This window comes from Pelagibius sp. (genome assembly GCF_965249265.1).
Classification (GTDB): domain Bacteria; phylum Pseudomonadota; class Alphaproteobacteria; order Kiloniellales; family Kiloniellaceae; genus Pelagibius.
In genome coordinates this window covers 3134601-3154830 of record NZ_OZ252224.1, presented here as the reverse complement: position 1 = coordinate 3154830, position 20230 = coordinate 3134601, and the positions used below count along the sequence as shown (strand labels likewise).

Annotated in this window: 18 protein-coding genes; 9 read left to right on the top strand and 9 right to left on the bottom strand. The window is 62.0% G+C overall.

The features are described 5' to 3' along the window. Positions 1–30 precede the first annotated feature (30 nt). Both ACP146_RS15000 and pssA read left to right on the top strand, forming a co-directional pair. Positions 31–717 (top strand): phosphatidylserine decarboxylase, encoded by a 687-nt coding sequence (locus ACP146_RS15000; protein ID WP_422367557.1) that lies wholly within the window; start codon positions 31–33, stop codon positions 715–717. 1 nt (position 718) lies between these two features. After that, positions 719–1537 (top strand): CDP-diacylglycerol--serine O-phosphatidyltransferase, encoded by an 819-nt coding sequence (gene pssA / locus ACP146_RS14995; RefSeq protein WP_422367556.1) that lies wholly within the window; start codon positions 719–721, stop codon positions 1535–1537. Positions 1538–1553: 16 nt separating this feature from the next. Here the strand turns inward: pssA and ACP146_RS14990 are convergent, their stop codons facing one another. From ACP146_RS14990 to ACP146_RS14980, 3 genes are all read right to left on the bottom strand, one after another. Beyond that, on the bottom strand, positions 1554–4787 hold the full coding sequence (locus ACP146_RS14990; RefSeq protein WP_422367555.1) for an efflux RND transporter permease subunit: 3234 nt from the start codon (positions 4785–4787) through the stop codon (positions 1554–1556). Beyond that, positions 4784–5887, bottom strand: coding sequence for an efflux RND transporter periplasmic adaptor subunit (locus ACP146_RS14985; RefSeq protein ID WP_422367554.1), 1104 nt, complete (start codon positions 5885–5887; stop codon positions 4784–4786). Before ACP146_RS14985 ends, ACP146_RS14990 begins: the two co-directional genes overlap by 4 nt. An 87-nt stretch (positions 5888–5974) precedes the next feature. After that, positions 5975–6520, bottom strand: coding sequence for a helix-turn-helix transcriptional regulator (locus ACP146_RS14980; protein WP_422367553.1), 546 nt, complete (start codon positions 6518–6520; stop codon positions 5975–5977). Positions 6521–6739: 219 nt separating this feature from the next. On the opposite strand from ACP146_RS14980, the gene ACP146_RS14975 reads away from it, so the two are divergent. The 3 genes from ACP146_RS14975 to ACP146_RS14965 all read left to right on the top strand — a co-directional run bounded on the left by ACP146_RS14975 (position 6740) and on the right by ACP146_RS14965 (position 10516). Next, positions 6740–7156 (top strand): flagellar basal body rod protein FlgC, encoded by a 417-nt coding sequence (locus ACP146_RS14975; RefSeq protein ID WP_422367552.1) that lies wholly within the window; start codon positions 6740–6742, stop codon positions 7154–7156. A gap of 288 nt (positions 7157–7444) precedes the next feature. Then, a complete protein-coding gene (locus tag ACP146_RS14970) occupies positions 7445–9508 on the top strand; it encodes a methyl-accepting chemotaxis protein (protein ID WP_422367551.1) in 2064 nt (687 codons plus the stop codon). An 873-nt stretch (positions 9509–10381) separates the two neighbouring features. Then, positions 10382–10516: a hypothetical protein gene (locus ACP146_RS14965; protein ID WP_422367550.1), complete on the top strand. Its 135-nt coding sequence runs from the start codon at positions 10382–10384 to the stop codon at positions 10514–10516. 88 nt (positions 10517–10604) lie between these two features. Here the strand turns inward: ACP146_RS14965 and ACP146_RS14960 are convergent, their stop codons facing one another. The 5 genes from ACP146_RS14960 to ACP146_RS14940 all read right to left on the bottom strand — a co-directional run bounded on the left by ACP146_RS14960 (position 10605) and on the right by ACP146_RS14940 (position 14219). After that, the gene (locus tag ACP146_RS14960) at positions 10605–10811 is read right to left on the bottom strand and encodes a hypothetical protein (RefSeq protein WP_422367549.1); all 207 of its coding nucleotides are present in this window, start codon (positions 10809–10811) and stop codon (positions 10605–10607) included. A 155-nt stretch (positions 10812–10966) separates the two neighbouring features. Next, the gene (locus ACP146_RS14955) at positions 10967–11767 is read right to left on the bottom strand and encodes an ABC transporter permease (RefSeq protein ID WP_422367548.1); all 801 of its coding nucleotides are present in this window, start codon (positions 11765–11767) and stop codon (positions 10967–10969) included. Then, positions 11760–12533, bottom strand: coding sequence for an ABC transporter ATP-binding protein (locus tag ACP146_RS14950; protein ID WP_422367547.1), 774 nt, complete (start codon positions 12531–12533; stop codon positions 11760–11762). The genes ACP146_RS14955 and ACP146_RS14950 overlap by 8 nt, the downstream gene beginning before the upstream one ends. A 21-nt stretch (positions 12534–12554) precedes the next feature. Further along, the gene (locus ACP146_RS14945; protein WP_422367546.1) at positions 12555–13598 is read right to left on the bottom strand and encodes an ABC transporter substrate-binding protein; all 1044 of its coding nucleotides are present in this window, start codon (positions 13596–13598) and stop codon (positions 12555–12557) included. Positions 13599–13736: 138 nt separating this feature from the next. Then, the gene (locus tag ACP146_RS14940; RefSeq protein WP_422367545.1) at positions 13737–14219 is read right to left on the bottom strand and encodes an Lrp/AsnC family transcriptional regulator; all 483 of its coding nucleotides are present in this window, start codon (positions 14217–14219) and stop codon (positions 13737–13739) included. Between the two features lie 147 nt (positions 14220–14366). Here ACP146_RS14940 and ACP146_RS14935 point away from each other — a divergent pair, with 147 nt between their 5' ends. Further along, entirely contained in the window at positions 14367–16760 is a 2394-nt protein-coding gene (locus ACP146_RS14935) for a transketolase (RefSeq protein ID WP_422367544.1), read from the top strand. Between the two features lie 6 nt (positions 16761–16766). On the opposite strand, the gene ACP146_RS14930 is transcribed toward ACP146_RS14935, so the two are convergent. Beyond that, the gene (locus ACP146_RS14930; RefSeq protein ID WP_422367543.1) at positions 16767–17789 is read right to left on the bottom strand and encodes a permease; all 1023 of its coding nucleotides are present in this window, start codon (positions 17787–17789) and stop codon (positions 16767–16769) included. A gap of 106 nt (positions 17790–17895) precedes the next feature. Here ACP146_RS14930 and ACP146_RS14925 point away from each other — a divergent pair, with 106 nt between their 5' ends. The 3 genes from ACP146_RS14925 to ACP146_RS14915 all read left to right on the top strand — a co-directional run bounded on the left by ACP146_RS14925 (position 17896) and on the right by ACP146_RS14915 (position 20150). Beyond that, positions 17896–18762 (top strand): LysR substrate-binding domain-containing protein, encoded by an 867-nt coding sequence (locus ACP146_RS14925; protein WP_422367542.1) that lies wholly within the window; start codon positions 17896–17898, stop codon positions 18760–18762. A 199-nt stretch (positions 18763–18961) separates the two neighbouring features. Beyond that, positions 18962–19702 carry a helix-turn-helix domain-containing protein gene (locus ACP146_RS14920; RefSeq protein ID WP_422367541.1) on the top strand — a complete coding sequence of 247 codons (741 nt, stop codon included), beginning with the start codon at positions 18962–18964 and terminating at the stop codon, positions 19700–19702. A gap of 67 nt (positions 19703–19769) precedes the next feature. Further along, positions 19770–20150 (top strand): VOC family protein, encoded by a 381-nt coding sequence (locus ACP146_RS14915; RefSeq protein ID WP_422367540.1) that lies wholly within the window; start codon positions 19770–19772, stop codon positions 20148–20150. Positions 20151–20230: the final 80 nt, after the last annotated feature.

The window sequence follows — 20230 nt, the reverse complement described above, 5'->3', positions numbered from 1 at the left end:
CACAAGCAAGCCACAGGGCGAGACCATCGCGTGTTTAGATCTGTTCTAGTGCCAATCAACCGGGCCGGGTGGCCCTTCATTGCAGCGGCCCTGGCCCTGGCAGTTCTGCTCGGCCTGCTGTGGTCGCCGCTTTTCTGGCTTGGACTGTTGCTGGCCGGATTTTGTACCTATTTCTTCAGAGATCCGCCGCGGGTGACTCCGAGCCGCCCCGGGCTGGTCATCGCCCCCGCAGACGGCATGGTGCAGATGATCGAACGCGCGCCGCCGCCGCCCGAGTTGGAGATGGGCGACGCCCCGCTGACGCGGATTTCGATCTTTCTCAATGTCTTCAACGTTCATGTGAATCGGGTGCCGCTGGACGGCAAGATCTCTGGGCTTTCCTACCGGCCCGGCAAGTTCCTGAACGCCGCCCTGGATAAGGCGTCGGTCGACAACGAACGCATGTCCCTGAAGGTCACCAGCTATGACGGTGTGGATCTTGCCTTCATTCAGATCGCCGGCTTGGTGGCGCGACGGATCATCTGCGATGTGTCGCTTGGCCAGCCTGTCAAAGCGGGGCAGGTCTTCGGCCTGATCCGTTTCGGCAGCCGCATGGATGTCTATCTTCCAGAGGGCGTCTCGCCGCTGGTGGTGCCCTACCAGACGACCATTGCAGGCGAAACCGTGATTGCCGACTTGCTGTCGCAGGAACCGGCCCGCCAGGGCGAGGAACGCTAGCGTGGCCCGTTTGCGACGACGCAGGGTTTCGGTCCTCTCGATCAACCGGATGATTCCTAATGCGCTGACGCTTCTGGCGCTCTGCGCAGGGCTGACCGCTGTGCGCATGGCGATGCAGGAGCGTTGGGAGCTGGCCGTCACCGCGGTCGTCGTCGCCATGCTGCTGGACGGGCTGGACGGCCGTATTGCCCGCCTCATGGGGGCGACAAGCGAATTCGGCGCCCAGCTGGACTCGCTTTCCGATGTCATCTCCTTCGGTGTGACGCCGGCGCTGGTGATCTTCCTCTGGACCCTCTCGGATGCCGGCGGTCTCGGCTGGGCGATCTGCCTGGTCTATGCCGCCTGCTGTGCGCTCCGGCTCGCCCGCTTCAATACCGCCCTGGGCGAGGAAAATCCGGCACCGCTTGCTTCGCGCTATTTCGTCGGGGTGCCGGCGCCGGCGGCGGCCGGGCTGGCGCTGCTGCCGCTGACCATGAGTTTCGTGTTCGGCGATATGGTGCTGCGCAGCGACGTCATCAACCTGCTGGTTCTGTTGGGGGTGGCGGTCCTCATGGTCAGCAAGGTGCCGACCTTCTCCGCCAAGCGGATCAAGCTGCGGGTGCCCCATCGCCGCATGGCCATGGTTGGCTTGGTGATCTTTGCCGCGTTTCTGATATCGGAGCCCTGGATCACCCTGACGGTGGCGGGGCTCGCTTACCTGCTGAGCATTCCCGCAGCGCTCATGCAGTATCGGCGCGAGGTTAAGGCAGGTGGCCTTGAGCCGTCAGAGGAGCCGCCAGACGAGTCGTTGGCGGACGCTGACCGCAGGGACGACGACTGACCCGGTTTTCCCGCGTCTACTCCGCTGCCTCCGGCACGCCGGGTCCGCCGGTAGAGGGACGTTCCTTGCCGCTGTCGTCACCCGACGGCCAGCCTTCGGGCAACGTCTTCTTTCTGCGCCGCCGTGCGAAGGCCTCCGCGATGTTGTGACGCAGCATCAGGGCGCTCGGCGTCACCACCAGCGTAAGCAGAGTGGCGAAGGAAAGCCCGAAGACAATGGCGGTGGAAAGCTGACGCCACCACTGGGTGGAGGGGGCGCCGATCTGTACCGTCCGAGAGAAGAAGTCGATGTTCATCGCCAGCACCATCGGCATGAGGCCGAGGATGGTGGTGATCGTGGTCAGCAAAACCGGGCGCAGGCGCTGGGCACCTGTCCGCAGGATCGCCTCGCGGGTGGAAGAGGTGGTCTCCCGCAGCCTGTCGAAAGTGTCGATCAGCACAATATTGTTGTTCACCACGATGCCGGCCAAGGCGATGACGCCGATACCCGACATGACAATGCCAAAGGGCTGATTGGTCACCAGCAAGCCGATCATCACGCCGACCGTCGACATGATGACGGCGGAGAGGATCAGGAAGGCGCTGTAAAAGCTGTTGAACTGGGTCACCAGGATGATCGCCATCAGGAAGAGGGCGACGGCAAAGGCTTTGCCGAGGAAATCCTGGGCTGCCTTCTGCTCTTCATCCTCGCCTTTGAAGTTGATGATCACCCGCGGGTCGAAACGCTGGTTCGCGAGCCAGCCGCGCACTTCCTGCACCCTGTCGTCGACAAGCAAACCGGGCGCAACGTCGGCTTTGATGGTCATGGCGCGGCGGCTGTCGGTGCGGCGCAGCAGGCCGACCTTCTGCTTGGGGACCCGGGTGACGAAGTTCGATATCGGGATCAGGCCCGACTCGGTCTGCATCCGTATGAGGTCGAGTTGCTCGATCGTGCGGTACTGCTCAGGCAGGCGCACGACGATATCGATCTCTTCCTTGCTGTCGTCGGGCCGGTAGTCGCCCAGCTTCATGCCGTTGGTGATCATCCGCACATAGCTGCCGATCAGGCTGATGTCAGCACCGAACTTGGCGGCCTGGGCACGGTCGACGACCAGTTCCCACTCGATGCCCGGGATCTGGGTGCCGTCTTCTACGTCCACGAAGCCGCCGATCTCGCTCATTGCCGCGCCGATCTGTCGAACCACCGGCTCAATCAGCGCCGGGTTGGCTGACGAGACTTCGATCTGTACTGGCTTGCCGACCGGCGGTCCGGATTCCTCCTTGCGCGGCTCGATGAAGATACCGGCCAGAAGTGCACTGCGCTCGCGGATTTCGCTCAGGATCTCGTCCGCCGGCCGGCGCAGGAACCAGTCGGTGAACTCCAGCGTGACTATCCCAACGACGTCTTCGGCCTCATCGCCGCCCTGGGTGCCGGAAGACGCCATGGAACGGGCATAGATGGCGTGGAACTCGCCCTTTTCGCGCTGCAGGTCCAGGATTTCCTGTTCCACCTCGCGCAGCAGCGTGTCGCGTTCCTCGATGGAGAGGTTGCCGCGGGCATGAACCTGAATGATGGCGTTCTGCGGCTCCACATCGGGGAAGAACTCGACCCCCTTGCCGAAAGTGCCATAGCCGACCCAGACGCCGACCAACAAAAGAAATGCAACGGAAAGGACCTTTGCCGGATGACGAAGAGCGGCGCCCAGCGTCTTCAGATAGAAACCGGTGAATCCCCCCACCGCGTTCAGGTCGCCGGATTCGCCGGCGGCCAGGGTCTTCATGGTCTTGGCATCCACGGCCCCGCCGGGCTTGCCGAAGACCGAACCCAGTGTCGGTACGAAGATCAGGGCCATCAGCAGGGAGGCGCTGAGAGTGGCGATGAGGGTCAGCGGCAGGTACTTCATGAACTCACCGACCACCCCCGGCCAGAACATCAGCGGCAGGAAGGCGGCCAGGGTCGTCGCGGTGGCGGCGATGATCGGCCAGGCCATGCGCTTTGCCGCAAGGCCGTAGGCGGCTTTCTTGTCCTGGCCCTCGCTCATCTTGCGGTCGGCGTACTCGGTCACCACGATCGCGCCGTCGACCAGCATGCCCACCGCCAGGATCAGGGCGAAGAGCACCACGATGTTGACGGTCAGCCCGGCGATGGAAAGCACCAGAATGCCGGTCAGGAAGGATCCGGGGATGGCGATACCGACGAGCCCGGCGGAGCGCAGGCCGAGCGCGGCTACCACCACCACCATGACCAGCAGGATGGCGCTCAACACATTGTTTTGGAGGTCCAGCAGGTTGTTGCGGATGTCCGTCGACTTATCCTGGCTGTAGGAGACGACAATGCTTTCCGGCCAGTTCTCACGCTCTGCCTCGACGACGGCACGCACCTGCTCGATGGTTTCGATGATGTTCTCACCGGTCCGCTTCGAGACCTCCAAGACAATTGCCGGCTGACCGGTGATGCGGGCAAAGCCGCTGGAGTCCTTGAAGGTCCGGCGCAGGCTGGCGATGTCGCGGAAGCGCACCACCGCGTCCCCATTCACCTTCACCGGTGTGTTGAAAATGTCGTCTACGGTTTCGAAGAGGCCTGGAACCTTTACCGGGAACCGGCCGAGGCCGGTGTCGAGGGAACCGGCGGCCACGACGATGTTGGACTTGGCGACGATGTCCAGGATGTCGGCCGCGTTGAGGTTGTAACTCTCCAACGCCAGGGGATCGACGATGATCTCCAGAAGCTCGTCGCGGTCGCCGCCGATATCGGCTTCCAAGACGGAGGAGACTTCTTCGATCTTGTCCTGCAGGTCGCGGGCCATACGCAGCAGGGTGCGTTCCGGCGCGCTGCCCGAAAGGGTAACGGTCAGAACCGGGAAAAGGCTGAGGTTGATCTCGTGAACCGTCGGTTCTTCGGCGTCCTGGGGCAGTTCCGGTTTGGCGAGGTCGACCTTTTCGCGGACGTCGGCCATGGCGATGTCCGGATCGAATCCGGCGTCGAACTCAAGAATGACATTGCCGCCGCCGAGGTAGGCGGTGGAAGTCATCTCCTTCACCCCTTCGATGCTGCGCAGCTCTTTTTCCATCGGCCTGATCAACAGGCGCTCGGAATCCTCCGGCGAAATGCCTTCGTGGGCCAGCACGATGTAAAGCGTCGGGATGTTGATGTCCGGCGAGTCTTCCTTGGGGATGGACACATAGGCGAAGCTGCCGGCCACCAGGATCAGCAGCAGGGCGAGGATGACGGTCCGGGCATGACCGATGGCTGCGTCGATGATCGCGTTCAAGAGCCAAGCTCCCGCATGCGCGCGCTGATCGCCTGTTCCTCGACCGGGCGGACGACGTCACCGGCGTTAACGTACTCCTGGCCGACGGTGATCAGCGTCGTCTCAGCCGGTGGCCCGACGATCCAAACCCCTTCCTGGTTGGTGTCGACGATGCGGATGGGGTGAAAGATGACGGTGTCGTTTGCGTCGACGGACTTCACGCCGATCACGCCTGTGTCCGCCAGGGTAAGGATCGCCGGAGAAACCAGATGCGCTTCGCCTTCCTCAAGCGGAAGGGCAATCTCCGCCGTCATGCCGTCTGCAATAGTGCCGTCGGGATTGGGCACTTCAAGCTCGACACGGAAGGTTCTTGTCGCCGGATCGGCCACCGAAGAGATATGACGGATGGTGCCGTCGACCACCGCACCGGTCATCAGACGGGCCTGACCCGGGTTGCCGACGGAGAGACGCTGGACTTCGCGCTCATTGACCTGAGCGACGATCAGCATCGGATCAAGCTCGACCAACCGCGCCAAGGAGTCGCCCTTGTCGGTGAAGTCGCCGATCTCAACCATATGGTCGTCCACCACGCCGTCGAAGGGCGCGCGGATGACGGTGTAGGAGAGCTCAACCTCGGCAATCTTCACGGCGGCTTCGGCAGCCTCGAGAGATGCTTTCGTTGCGGCCATCTGGGTTTCCGCGCGGAAACCTTTCTGGGAGAGTTTCCGGTCGGCTTCATATTCGATCTTGCGCTGGGCGCGCAGCGCCTTGGCCTCTGCGAGCCGGGCCTGCCGGTCGCCGGGGTCGAGTTCCGCGATGACTTCGCCGGCGGCAACCCTGGTACCGTTTTCCACGATCAGCTTCGCTACCCGGCCGGAGGTTTCCGTCTTGATCTCAACCAAGCGGTTGGCCTCTGTCCTTCCGCGCAGCAAATCGACCACGGCGTGGTTCTGCGCCTTGGACAGGCGTACACGCACCTCCGGCGGATTATCGAGGGCGGTCAGGTCCGCCGGCGGTTTCTGTGCCTCGGGTTGGGCGTCGCTGTCGCCGAACTGGCCCGAGACAATCCAGGCCGTTGCCGCGATGGCCAGAAGAACTGCGAAGATAAAGGAGCGTTTCATCTTGGGGGGGCGCTCATTTTTCCTGTGTTTGCGATTTCAAGGAGTTGTACGCAGCAATGCGGCAATGCGTTTACCTCCTCGGGCGAATTACTCTGCGACCAGCACCTCGGGCGCTGATACTTCTGCGATCAAGGCGTCGCGGTTGTTTTCAAGGTACTCGGCGGCGGTGCGGTAAACGGCGATGCCCATGTTGCGCACGAAGGCCGCACCGGGCGGCGCTGTGTTGGCTGCGGCGCAGCCCTCCATCCGCTCCAGGGATTCTCGATACCAGGCGATGCGCTGGTCAATCAGCGCTGCGACACGCGCCGGCGGCAAAAACTGTGCGAAGGACAGAATAAAGAGGAAATCCGAGCGCACACGGTCATGGTCCGGTTCGGTGAGCAGGGCGTTGGTCAAGGTCTGTTGGCCCTTGGCGGTGAGGGAATAGATCTTCTTGTCCGGCCGTTTCTCCTGGGCCTGGGCCCGGCATTCAACCAGGCCTTCCGAACTCAAAGCATTCAGTGCCGGATAGATCGAACCGAAGCTGGCTTGATGGAAGTGGCTGAAGGGCCCTTCCTCGAAAGCCTTTTTGATCTCGTAGCCGCTGGCTTCGCCGCGTGAGAGCACGCCCAGGCAAAGAATTTTGACGTCCATGGCCGCTAGGTCTCCGGTGAATGCAAAAATCAGGGTCCGACAACAATCGACCTCAGGTATATCATCATATATCGGGTCGAGATATATCTGGAAAGTATAGGTATGGCGCCTATGCAGGGATTGCAAGGCTCGGCTTTGTCTAAAGTTTTATGAAAAAATCCAATAATATCAAATATTTGAATAAGAATTCCGATTCGTGTAGGCTAAGGTGATTCGATAATGGCGATCGGTGCCAGGATGATTCAGGGTTTCGCGATTTCGGTTTCCGGGCTTATGGCGCAGAGTAAGCGCTTGGCCGTTTCGGCTGACAATGTGGCAGATATGCGCAGCCGAGGCGTCGATCCCGATGGCCCTCAGCAGCAGCCCGGCGCCTTCCAGCCCAAAAGGGTTCAGGATGTGACCACCAGCGGCGGCGGAGTCAGGGGTGAGGTGCGGCCGGTGTCGCCCGCCTCTGTCGAAACCTATGAGCCGGGCAGCCCTGATGCCGATTCAGAGGGGCTGGTCAATCGGCCGAACGTCAATCTGGCCGAGGAACTGGTGACCCAGATTCAGGCGCAGCGCGCCTATGAAGCTAATGCGGCCGCCATCCGGACGCAGGACGAAGTGACTGACACCCTGCTGGATATAAAGTCCTAAGCCGCCGCAGAATCCCCTCTCCGCGTTCTTTCTCGACGGGCGCTGGTTTGGCGACCGCGGACTTGTCTTTCTCAAGTTTGAAAAACTGAGACTCAGCGGGCGCGAGCCGCCGGCATAGTAGCGGGCGCTTTAATACAGGCTTTCTACTTGCCGGCAAATCTACGGCCGAGGAGATGACGCTTCCGCTTGGTCTTCGCAGCTGGAAAGAGAGAGTGTAAACGATGAAGTAATCATTTTTTGTCTACATGTTGGCGTTCACCCGGCGCTCTGTGTGTAGGCATTCAGATTATGAAAACTCTTCTCAGCAGTCTCAAAATTCGCACCCGGATCGGCATTGCACTGGCTTTGCCGTTGTTTGGGGTATTGGTGACGTCGGGTATCTTGATCAGCGAGCAGGTACAGATCTCGCGCGACATGCAGCGCCTTCACGATCTTTCGGTCCTGGCGCCGGACGTCTCTGCGCTGGTCCATGAACTGCAGAAGGAGCGGGGCATTTCCGCCGGCTTCATCGGCAAGAAGGGCGAGGGGGCTTTCGCGGAAAAGCTGACCAAGCAGCGCGAACTGACGGATCAGCAGCTCAAACACTTTTATGAAGTCGCTGAAGTGTCCCACATCGATAGTTTCGGCACTGTTTTCGAGGGCAAGTTCCAGGCTGCCTTGGATATGGTTGCCCAGTTGAATGAGCAGCGGACCGCTGTCAGCGGCCTTTCCCTGACCGTTGGCGAGATGGCGAAATACTACACCAAGACCATCTCCTTACTGCTGGATACTGTGGGAGAGATGGCGGTGCTCAGCAGCAATGTGGAGGTCACCAACTCCATTGTTGCCTACATCAACCTCTTGCAAGCCAAGGAGCGCACCGGCATCGAGCGTGCCATGGGCGCGAACGGTTTTGGCAAAGGGGACTTCGCCCCCGCGATACATCAGCGCTTCGTCTCGCTGATTGCCCAGCAACAGGCGTTCCTCAGTAACTTCTTCGCCTACGCCTCACCGGCACAGAAGGCGTATTACGAGGAGACGTTAAAGGGTCCTGTTGTCGATGAAGTGGCGGGCCTTCGCAACGTGGCACGCGAGAGCGCCTACGGCGGTTCGCTCGGTGGCGTTACAGGCGCCCACTGGTTCGATGCCATCACCCAGAAGATCAATCTCCTGAAGCAGGTCGAAGACCGGCTCGCCAGCGACCTGCAGGCGCAGGTGTTCGCGTTGGAAGGGCAGGCCTGGCAGATGTTTATGGCCGCGGTGATCGGCTTTGTCGTTTTGATGATTGCCACAGCGGGCGTCGTCTTCGTTGCCGTGCGTAGCGTCACCGGCCCGGTCGCCTCGATAACCGATCAGATGAGTGTTCTGGCTTCCGGAGATCTTTCCGTCGAGATTGACGGGACCGACCGTGGCGACGAACTCGGCGAGATGGCGCGCGCTGTCCTGGTCTTCAAGGATCAGGGCAAGGAGGCCCGCCGCCTTGATGAAGCGCAGAAAGGGGAGCGGGAGCGCGGCGAGCGCGAGAAGCGCGAAGCACTGATCGCCCTTGCGGCAGACGTCGAAACGAGCCTTGATCCGGTGGTGAACGAGGTCTCCGCCGCTTCCGGGCGGTTGCGGTCGACAGCCGAAGGTCTCTCCGAAGCGGCCGGTCAGGCCAGCGAGCGTGCCGGCAACGCCAGTTCTGCGGTGGACAACGCGGCCGGCAATGTGCAGACCGTCGCCTCGGCCTCGGAAGAACTTTCCAGTTCCATCGGTGAAATCTCGCGCCAGGTTTCCCAGTCCCGGGAGATCTCCGGCAAGGCGATGACGGAGGCGGAAACAGCCGGCGCGACGGTGAACAGCCTGGCCGAAGCCGCCCAGAAGATTGGTGACGTGGTGAACCTGATCCAGGATATCGCCGAGCAGACCAATCTGCTGGCGCTCAATGCGACCATCGAGGCCGCAAGGGCCGGCGAAGCGGGCAAGGGCTTCGCCGTGGTCGCCAACGAGGTGAAGTCGCTTGCCAATCAGACCGCTAAGGCGACCGAGGAGATCGGGACCCAGATCGGCGACATGCAGTCGGCTACCGGTAACACCGTGTCGGCTATCGAGGCGGTGCGCGGCATCATTGAGGATATTGGCAGCACGACGGCGGCCATCGCCGCTGCGGTCGAGGAACAGGATGCCGCGACACGGGAAATCTCGCGAAACGCCCAAGAGGTGGCGCGGGGTACCCAGGAGGTAACCAGCAATGTCTCCGGTATTGCCGAGGCAGCATCGAATTCCGGCAAATCAGCCGGCGATGTGCTGGAGGCTTCGGACCAGCTTTCGAAAGGGTCCCAGGTCCTTCGCTCCAAACTGGACGAGTTTCTCCAGCAACTGCGCACCGGGTGAAGGCCGGTCGCGTAACCTACGGCAGTTCCGAAGAGTCTTTGCGGTAGTCGCCGACCGGGACGAGGTGCCAAAGGCGCGCGCCAGTTTGCCGCCATTTAGGCCGAACAATACAATCGGTCAGCGCAGACGTGGACGGGAGGAAACAGCCAAGAAAACGGCGAGACCTTCACCTCTTCCAGGGAGGCGGGCTTCGTTTTTCCCCTGAGCGTGCTGTTGGCCGAAAGGCCAGAGGCTCGCTAGGCGGCGATCCCTTCGCGCCAAGCGCTGGTCGACTTGCAGGACTGGCAGATGCGCTCGCCCGGCCAAGTGCTCACGAAGTCGGTCCGGCACATGAGGCAGGGACGGCGCTTCTTCTCGTATGAGCGGTCGGACTTAGGCTTCGAATTTTTTGTAGAATTGCTCATGCGCGGGTTGATACCGTTACCCTGTTTCTAATGCAACAAAAATGTTGCAGTGCGGCGGCAGATTTGCGCAAGACTGACCTGCAGGTCCCGCATAGCCTGGATTTCTTAAATTAATCGTTTTGGCTAGATACTGCCGCCTTGGTTGATGTGCCGGGAAGGGCCGGCATGTCGCTCATGTTTTCGGTGCCGAAGTGGGGCCGGAGCGCTCGCTGGCCGGGCTGCGAGACGGCGGGCCGGTGAGCTGGGAATTCTCGGTATAGGATAAAAAACCTGCATCCCCAGGGGCCATAACCATGCAGGGCCGAGAGCTGACTGTTTCAGGTTTGCAGCGGTTTGGCGCTGAGGCCGTAGTCTGATACTCTAATAGTCTGCGGTGGTGCCGTGGAGGTTTCTTTTGGAGCCCCGGGTCTCGCAAAAAAGGTTGCCGGGTCAAGGCAACTGCCAGCAGAAGGCAGAGGGGAGAGGCGTGATGTATCGGTCTGTCATCGAAAGCGAACAAGAGGGAAGTGAACGCCGTCGGGTTTGGCGCTGGATCGAAGGGATCGTGGTCGCCGTCGTCGTTGTGGTCGGCGTGACCTATCTTTTCGGTCTGATCAACTTCTAGCCTGATCGGCCCCAAGCACTGCGAGGGGTTTTAGACCACCTCGCCAAATCGATTCCCTGCAATTTCCCAACTGTGCGAGAGGTCGGGTTTAAAGGGCGAGCGGGCCTAGGATCTGAAGAGCCTGCTGCGACCACAGGGTCGTTTCCACCTGTACCACCGTCTCGGTCTGGCTGTAGCGCCAGGTGATCCCGCCGGCAAAAACCACCGCAACAGCCATCGCCAGGCGCAGTAGATCCCCTTTATCGAGTCCTTTTGTGCCCCTGCGCGTCGAACCGCTGAAAAGCCTGCGCCACATCTTTGCGCCTCCTCTTGGTAAACAGATCATCCTGACTGGGTCGCGGAAAGCCAAGGCGCGGTTCACTCGTTGAGCAATTCCGTTTCTTGGCCCCCGGTGTTCAAGAGGAGTTACGATGAGATTCGGGAAAACGTTTCCCGGAGCGGCGAGAAAATTCAGCGCCAGCGCAGGAGGCTTTTCTCCACCGCGCTGATCGCCGCGCCGAACAACAGCCCCAGAATGGAAAGGCAAACCACGCCGGCCAGCAACTGGTCGGTGGCCATGAGATGCCCGGCCTGCAATACGAAGGCGCCGAGGCCGTACTCGGCGCCGATCATCTCCGCAGCAACCACCAGGATCAGCGCGACAGAGGAGGAGATGCGAAAGCCCGCGATGATCGTCGGCATGGCGCCCGGCAGCACCACCTTGCGGACGATATCCCGCGGCGGCAGGTCGAAGGACTGGGCCATGCGGATCAGGTTGCGGGCGACTCCGTCGATCCCGCTGTAACAGTTGATGGCGGTGGGGAAAAAAACGCCGAGCGCGATGGTCGCAAGTTTCGACGGCTCCCCGATCCCGAACCAGAGAATGAAGAGCGGCAGCAGCGCGATTTTGGGGACCGGGAAGATCGCCGAGACCAGCGGCAGGCCGATGGAGCGGGCCAGGGTGAAGAGCCCCATGGCGGTGCCCAGCGCCAGACCGGCGAAGGTTCCCAGCGCCCAGCCGCCGAGGATACGGCCCAACGAGGCGGTAACGTGGCGCCAGAGCTCGCCGCTCACGGCGACGGCATAGAGCGCCTCGCCAATGTTCATCGGGCTGGGCAGGAAAAGCGGGTTGATCCAGCCCAGGCTGCTGCCGCCCTGCCAGACCGCGATCAGGGCGGCGAAGACGACGATGGCCGGACCACGCCGTTGACCCGGTGCGAAGCCGCCGCCGCGAAAGCGGATAGCGCCGCCTCTTTGTCCCGTCTCAGACATCGGCCACCTCCCGCTCCGCCGTGCGGGCTTCGTCCTTGATCAGGCCCCAAAGGTGGTCGTGCAACCGGGCCAGTTCGGCCAGGGCTGCGCTGCTGCCGCGTTCGGACTGAGGAATGGTGAGCGGCACGATCTCGCGCAAGCGCCCTGGGCGGCGGGAAAGGACGGCGACCTTGTCCGCCAGGCGCAGCGCCTCGTTCAGGTTGTGGGTGACGTAGACCGCCGTGGTGCGCTCGCGGACCCAGAGGTCGAGGAAATCCTCCATCAGCAGATCGCGGGTCTGGGCGTCCAGCGCGGAGAGCGGTTCGTCCATCAGCAGAACCGCGGGCATCACCGCCAGGGCGCGCGCGATGCCCACACGCTGGCGCATGCCGCCGGAGAGCTGGCCGGGGAAGGCGGCGGCAAAGTCGCTCAGGCCCGTGCGTTGCAGCACCTCGGCAATGCGCTCTCTTCGTTCATTGGCCGAAAGCTGGTGATGCTCCAGGGCGAGGGAAACATTGTCCGCCACGCTGCGCCAGGGCAGCAGGGCGAAGTCCTGAAACACATAGGTGAGGGGGTTGAGGCAACTCGCCGGCACCGCGCCCTCTGCGACCACCCTGCCGGCGCTGGGCTGCAACAGGCCGCCGAGGATACCGAGCAGAGTCGACTTGCCACAGCCCGAGGGGCCGATGAGGGCGAGGGTCTCGCCTTCCTCCACGGTCAGCGAAATGTCTTCCAGCACCGTCAGCGCATCGTAGCGATGGCTGATCCCTTCGAGACGCAGTTCCATGGTCGCGGCCCGCGGCGGCGCCTAGTTCGTCGGAACGTCCAGGTGTCCCTCGATGAAGCTGAGGTCCACAAAGCCTGCCGGATCGACGTCTTTGGCAACGAGGCCCTGCGCCTGCATCCAGGCCACCTGATCATGGATCGACTGAACCTTCAGGCGGCCCTGGGGATCGATGAACGGCGCTCCGGCTTTGATCGAGGCGGGCTTGGTTTTGGTGTACTTCTCGATTATGGGAATCAGCGCTTCGGCTTTTTCCCCGAAAACCCGTTCGCCGCTGGCATCGACCTGCATGAAAGCCGCGGCATAGTCGGCCGCGGCGCGTTGGTAGGCGCGCACGAAGCGTTCCACCACATCGCGGCGTTCTTCGACGTTTCGGGTCGACGTAAAGAGCCCGCCCAATTGATAAGGCGTGTACTGCTGCACCCAGCCGATGATCCGGGCGGAGCCGTCGCGTTCCAGCTTCGTTGCGATATGGGCCGGCAGGATGATCGAGTCGACCTGGCCGGATTTGATCGCGCCGATCATGTTCGGCACCTTCTCCAGCGACTTAAGCTGAATCTCATCCAGGTCGATGCCCAGCTTCTCCGCCAGCATGCCGATCATCAGGTGGAAGGAGGAACCTTTCTGCGTCATGCCGAGGGATTTGCCGGGGAACTTCTCCGGGCTGTCGAAACCGGCGTCATAGGCCTGGTTGGAGGCGATGTAGGCAGAGAAGTTGTAACCCGGCTCCTCCCGGCTCTGGGCGCCGATGACCTTGAGGGCGCCCTTGCCGGCCAGATTGTAGAAACCGCCGGTGAAGGCGGTAACGCCGAAGTCGGCATCGCCGGAGGCAATGGAGACGGCGACCGGCTGTGCGGCACGGAAGAACTTGAACTCGACCTCCAGGCCTTCGTCGGCGTAGTAGCCCCTGTCCTGGGCGATAAAGAGCGGCGAGGAAGAGACGAAGGTGAGGGCGGAGATGGTGATCTTCTCCGCCGCCTGGACGGGCAGGGCCGTGGCCCAGAGGCCCAAAGAGAGACCGAGAGTCAGTAAGGTGGCTGAGAGGCAGCGGCGCCGAGACTTTTGCATAGTCGAAATTCCTCCCCGGAAGCGCAGAGTCTTTGTTTTCTTGGGAATCGTGTTCGGCGGGCACGCTATCCGGCAGTCGCTGGAGCGTCAATGGTCGGGCCACGAGGGTTAGCGGTTTCTGGGCGCCACCGTTTCGCCTCAGGGATCTGTGACCGAGAGCGGCAGCACGTTGGTATACTTCACCTGCTTCAGGGCGAAGCTGGACTCAATGTCGGCGACATTGCCGACCCGGGTCAGTTTGGTTTTGAGGAAACGCTCGTAAGCCGCAAGATCGGCCACCACGACCCGCAACAGGTAGTCCTGGGTGCCGGTCATCAAATAGCACTCCAGCACCTCAGGATAGGCGCTGACCTCTGCCTCGAAGCGGTCCAGGTCCTCTTCCTGCTGGCGCTCCAGCTTGATCGAGATGAAGACCGAGACCGGCAGGCCCACGCTGCGCTGGTCGACCAGCGCCACATAGCGGTCGATGATGCCGGCTTCCTCCAGCAGCCGTACGCGGCGCAGGCAGGGTGAAGGCGAGAGGCCAACCCGATCGGCCAGCTCGACGTTGCTAAGGCGGCCGTCGGCCTGAAGCGCCGCCAGAATCTTCCGGTCGATCCCATCAAGCTCCATGCCTGGCATGGTTATGCTGCTCAGAAGTGATTTTCTATCGCTATGTGCCAATATTGAGAAAATTCCTGGTGTCTTTGGCATGTCCTGCCAGGGCTGATTGGCGTAATCTGCGGCCCTGGCGCCGCATCCTTTCAGCAGAGAGTTCCGATAGAAGCGATGATCGAGACCCAAGACCTGAAAATGCTGGAGGCGCTGGAGAAGAAAATTCTCTGGCTGTCGTCCTGGATGATCCACAACGCCAACCATCTGCGCCCCAAGGTCGATGGGGTAAAGGTCGGCGGGCATCAGGCCTCCAGCGCCTCTCTCGCGACCCTGATGACGGCGCTCTATTTCCACGTGCTGAGGCCCGACGACCGGGTCGCGGTGAAGCCCCATGCCAGCCCGGTGTTCCATGCCATCCAATACCTCTTCGGCAATCAGAGCCGGGAGAAGCTGGAGAACTTCCGCGGCTTCGGCGGCGCTCAGTCCTATCCCTCGCGCACCAAGGACGTGGACGACGTGGACTTCTCCACTGGCTCCGTCGGCCTGGGCGTCGCGATCACGTCCTTCGCCAGTCTGGTGCAGGACTATGTCCGCCTGAAGGGCTGGTCGCAGACGGTGCCCGAGGGCCGCATGATTGCCCTGGTCGGCGATGCGGAGCTGGATGAAGGCAACATTTATGAAGCGCTGATGGAGGGCTGGAAACACGACCTGCGCAATGCCTGGTGGGTGATCGACTATAACCGCCAGAGCCTGGATGCGGTGGCGCGGGAAGGACTTTACGGCCAGTTCGACAAGCTGTTCAGTTCGATGGGCTGGGAGGTGGTGACCATCAAATACGGTCACCTGCTGCAAGCCGCTTTCAAGGAACCGGGGGGCGAAGCGATCCGCGATTGGATCGACAATTGTCCCAATCAGCTTTATTCGGCACTGACCTTTCAGGGCGGGGCCGCCTGGCGAAAGCGGTTGCTCGACGATCTCGGAGACCAAGGCCCAGTAACGGCGTTGATTGAGGCCCGAAGCGATGAAGAGCTTGCGCGTCTGATGACCAACCTGGGCGGCCATGACCTGCCGGCGATCCTGGAGGCCTTTGCCGCCATCGACCACGACCGCCCGGTCTGCTTCATCGCCTACACGGTGAAGGGTTACGGCCTGCCGTTGGCCGGCCATAAGGACAACCATGCCGGCCTGATGACACCGGATCAGATGGAAACCTACCGCGCCGGACTGGGCATCCGCCCCGGGTACGAGTGGGAACCTTTTGAAGCGATGGAAGCGCCGCCGGCCGAGATCGAGCGTTTTCTGAAAGCCGCGCCCTTTAACAGTAGAGGCCGCCGCCGCTATGAGGCGGCGCGGGTGCCGCTGCCCACCGCACTGCCGACACCCTCGGGTGAAGTGATGTCGACGCAGGAGGGCTTCGGCAAGATCCTGAACGAAGTGGCGCGGGAAGACTCGCCCCTTGCCCAGCGCATCGTCACCACCTCACCGGACGTGACGGTGTCGACCAATCTGGGCGCCTGGGTGAACCGCCGCGGCCTCTTCAGCCGGACGCCGCTGGGCGACACCTTCCGCGACGAGAAGGTGCCCTCGGCGCAGAAATGGATCATGGGTCCGGAAGGCCAGCACATGGAACTGGGTATCGCCGAGATGAACCTCTTCCTGTTGCTCTCCGCCCTGGGCCTGTCCCATCACTTGTTCGGCGAGCGCCTGCTGCCCATTGGCACGCTTTATGATCCCTTCATCCAGCGCGGTCTCGATGCGCTGAACTATGCCTGTTATCAGGACGCGCGCTTCATGCTGGTGGCGACGCCCTCTGGCATCACGCTGGCGCCGGAGGGTGGTGCCCATCAGTCAGTCTCTACGCCGCTGATCGGCCTGGCGCAGGACGGCCTGGCGTCTTTCGAACCGGCCTTCGTCGATGAGCTCTCCATCATCATGGCTTGGTCCTTCGATTACATGCAACGCGACGGCGAGGGCGCGCCCGCCGGTCCCTGGCTGCGCGACGAGAAGGGTGGTTCGGTCTATCTGCGCCTTTCGACCCGGCCGCTGGAACAGCCGAAACGTGCCATGACAGAAACCCTGGCCGAAGACATCATCAAAGGCGCCTATTGGCTGCGCGCGCCGGGGCCGAATTGCCAAGTGGTTATCGCCTATCAGGGTGTGGTGGCGGCGGAAGCCGTCGCCGCTGCCGGGCTGATCGCCGAAGACCGCCGCGACGTCGGCGTGTTGGCCGTGACCTCCGCCGACCGCCTCTCCGCCGGTTGGCATGCGGCGGAGCGGGCGCGCCAGGAAGGCCGGCACCAGGCCCGCTCGCACATCGAGGAGCTGCTGGCGCCCATCGACCGCGACGCCGGTCTGGTCACGCTCCTCGACGGGCACCCGACGACACTGTCCTGGCTCGGCGGCGTGCAGGGTCACCGGGTGCAGGCCCTGGGTGTCGAACACTTCGGCCAGACCGGTACGGTTCAGGATCTCTACGGCCATCACCGGATCGACACCGATGCCGTTGTCGCCGCCGCAAACGCCGCAACCGCCGGCCGCCCGATTCGCTATCTCAGGGCCGTGCCCTGAAGACGCTCAGGCGGCGAGATCGAAAAGCCAGCCCGCCGCGAGCGAGCCGGCAACTGCGAGAGTCAGGTACAGCAGGAAGGGCTTTGTCCTGAGAACCGGAACGATGGCCAGAGCGCCCCAGATGCTGACCACGCCACCAGACACCAGGAAAGCCATTGCCGCGCCCGGCGACATGCCGTGGTCGATCAGGCCCCGGGTGAGCGGCAGGGCGGCGTAGCCGTCGAGGTAGGCCGGCGCACCGACGAATACGGCCAGCGGGACAGCCCATTTGGATTGGCTGCCGACATAAGCAGCCAGCGCCTGGGGTGCCAGCAGTTCGTGCATCAGGTGTTCCGCTGCAAAGGCGAAGCCGAGGCAAACCAGAAGCAGCTTCGTCATCGCCCATATCTCTCTGCTGAATTGGGCACGCCGTTCTTGTTCCTTCCAGATGGCAAGCCGGAAAGGAGCGTCCGCACAGCATCCGCCGCCGAGGGCCGCGGCAAGGCCGCTCTGCCGCAACGGCGCCCGGGTCCAGGCGAAGGCGGACAACGCGGCGGTGACCGCGCCGCCGAGCAGTCCAATGCCGAAAGCCGCCAGGGTTTTACCGATGGCGAAGTCGAAACCAAGCGTCGCTGCTGTGACCGCGAACATCGCCGGGTCGGTGACGGGCGACGAAAGCCAGAATGCCATGATCGGGGCCAGAGGCACACCGGAGGCCAGCAGGCCTGCCATCAGGGGAAGGATGGCGACGCCGCAGACCGGTGTGATGGCGCCGACCGCCGCCGCGGCCAGGATTGCGAGGGCGCGGTTGCCTTCGAACACCCGTGCGATTTGTCCGCCGGCGCCGCTGGCATTCACCCAGGCCGATGCGAGGACGCCGGGAATGACGAGCGGGGCGATGTCCAGCATACCGCCGATCACGAATGACAGGGTCGCTGTGGCCTGTTGCGGGCTCCAAAGGTAGAGACCTAAAACAAAAGCCAGAGCGAGCAGGCCCCAGACCTTTGCTTTGCTGGTCGCTGGTTTCGACTCCCGCGTGATCTCGCTCATTGTCATTTTCCGTCAGGAAACCCAATTGCGCCAAACGCTAGCCTGCGCCTATGCTTCTGAAAAATGAATAATATAGGCAGGAGCTATGAGTCCAAACGATAGGTCGATGTCCCCCGAGAGACTGGACAGCGAATTGTTGCGCACCTTTCTGGCCGTTGCGGAGGCCGGTAGCGTCTCCGGCGGGGCCGAACGGATACTGCGGTCGCAGTCAGCGGCCAGCCTGCAGATCAAGCGGCTGGAGGGTCTCTTGGGCACGCCGGTCTTCGAGCGGCATGCGCGCGGTGTTTCACTCACCGCAACCGGCGAGAAACTGCAGCCCCTGGCGCAGCAGGTCGCCGACCTGCTGGATACTGCAATCGGCGATCTGAGGTCAGACGGCCTCGAAGGATCTCTGCGTATCGGCGTTCCGGACGAATTTGGTGAGGCTGTCCTGCCCAGGATCGTCGCCCGCTTTGCCCGCCATCATCCACGTGTGGAATTGGTCGTACGCTGTGCCTTCAGCGCTGACTTCCCCTCCGCACTTTCGCAAGGTGAACTCGATTTGGCGGTGCATGCCGTTGAGACAACGCCACCTGCTTCGCAGATCCTCGCAAGAGAGAAGACCTATTGGGTCGGATCGCGGCTTCATTCGGTGCACGAGCAGGACCCGCTTCCCGTCGCGCTTTTCGATCGGGCGTGCTGGTGGCGCGACAGGGCCTTGCAAACGCTGGAAGCAGCCGGCCGCCGCTACTGTGTAGTCTATACAAGCGAAAGCGTGACTGGGGTTGTGGCCGCAATCGAGGCCGGTGTCGCCGTGGGCTTACTGGGAGAGAGTTCTTTGCGCGACGGCTTGCAGCCCTTGTCACCGGCGGAGGGTTTCCCGCGCATGCCGGAATCCCTATTGGTTTTGGAGAAAGGGCCCGGGGCCCGCTCCGCTGCCGGCAGAGCGATGGCTACGACAATCGTTGAAGCCTTCGCGCGGCATGCGTCGTGACGTCCGTCCCTGGCGCCTGGTCCTGACGTCGGCCTCTGTTGCGAGCTTTACTTACTGAAGTCCGGCGAAGCCGCGCATGTCAGATGTCACTGGGGCGCGCCCGACAATCGGCGCGATCCTAGGCGCTTTGCCGTTGCATTTGGCGCAGTTAAAGTATGCCGGCGGCGCGGAAACTTTGAACATGTGAAGCAGTTCGGGCATGTACGACCCAAAAGGAAACGGCAGACAGAGAGCAGTTCAGGCTGTGCAGTTTGTCGAGGCAGAGCCGCCAAGTCATTTACGCGGCATCGTACATCGCTTTCTGGAGCTTAGGACAGACGGCGCGCTGTCAGAGGACTATCGGTTTCACGCCTTGCCGGACGCCTGCGTCTACATCGTTTTTGACCAGCGCAGTAGAAACGTTACAGGCGTCTCCAAGCTGCGGGCCGAGTCTGTGGAGTTCAACCTGGGCAGGTCGTTCCACTATGTGAACATCCGATTCTTGCCGGGCGTCTGGCAGCTGAGCCGCGAGCCGGTTTCCCATGGCATGGTGGACATGCCCTATGCGGGTGATCTACCGCTGGTCGATATAAACCACGACCTTTCCGGTCGCAGCTTTGCGGAGCAGCAGCCAATTCTGTCAGGACTCGTGGAAGAGCTGATGGAGAGCGGGTTGGTCGCCGCGAATCCAATGACCGAGAAGATACTTCAGAGCCTTGACGAGATTCATTCCGTTGCAGACATGGCGGCTGTTTCAGATCTGTCGCCACGCCAGCTACAGCGCAGGCTCAAACGAACGACGGGTTTCGCGCCCCACGATTTCCTTAAGGTGCTGCGCCTGCAAGAGGCCTTGAACGGCAAGGACACATGGTCCTACGCCGACCAGTCGCATTTCATCCATTCCTTTCGCAAGGCGACAGGCTACACACCCGGCAGGTATTCTCGAAAGTTCGATGTCTGAAATCTACAATACACAGCAACTGCGCCTTGTTAGGTGACTGGCATGGAGACAACAAACGGAGTCGACCATGACCAGGATGAACGTAGTCGGGTGGTTTGACATCTATGTGGGTGACTTGAGCCGGGCAGTGGCCTTCTATGAAACCGTGCTGGGTACCAAGCTTGAGCCAATGGGCGACCCCACTGGTGAATCCCAGATGATGAGCTTTCCTGCCGACATGGGCGTATACGGGGCAGGGGGCGCTTTGACGAAGTCACCTCATGCCGCCGCCGGACCGGGTGGCACCGTTGTGTACTTTATGGCTGAAGACTGTGCGGTTGAGGAAGGCCGCGTCGCCGACGCAGGCGGCAAAGTTGTCAGATCAAAGTTCTCAATCGGAGAATTTGGCTGGGTCACCCTTTGTCGGGACACTGAAGGCAATACCTTCGGCCTCAACTCTTTGAAATAGAGTCTTTTTTGACGCGGCGTGCTGAGGGCCATATCAAGCATATGTGTTGAATGTGCCGGCAGCCTGGCAAGCGTCGCTGC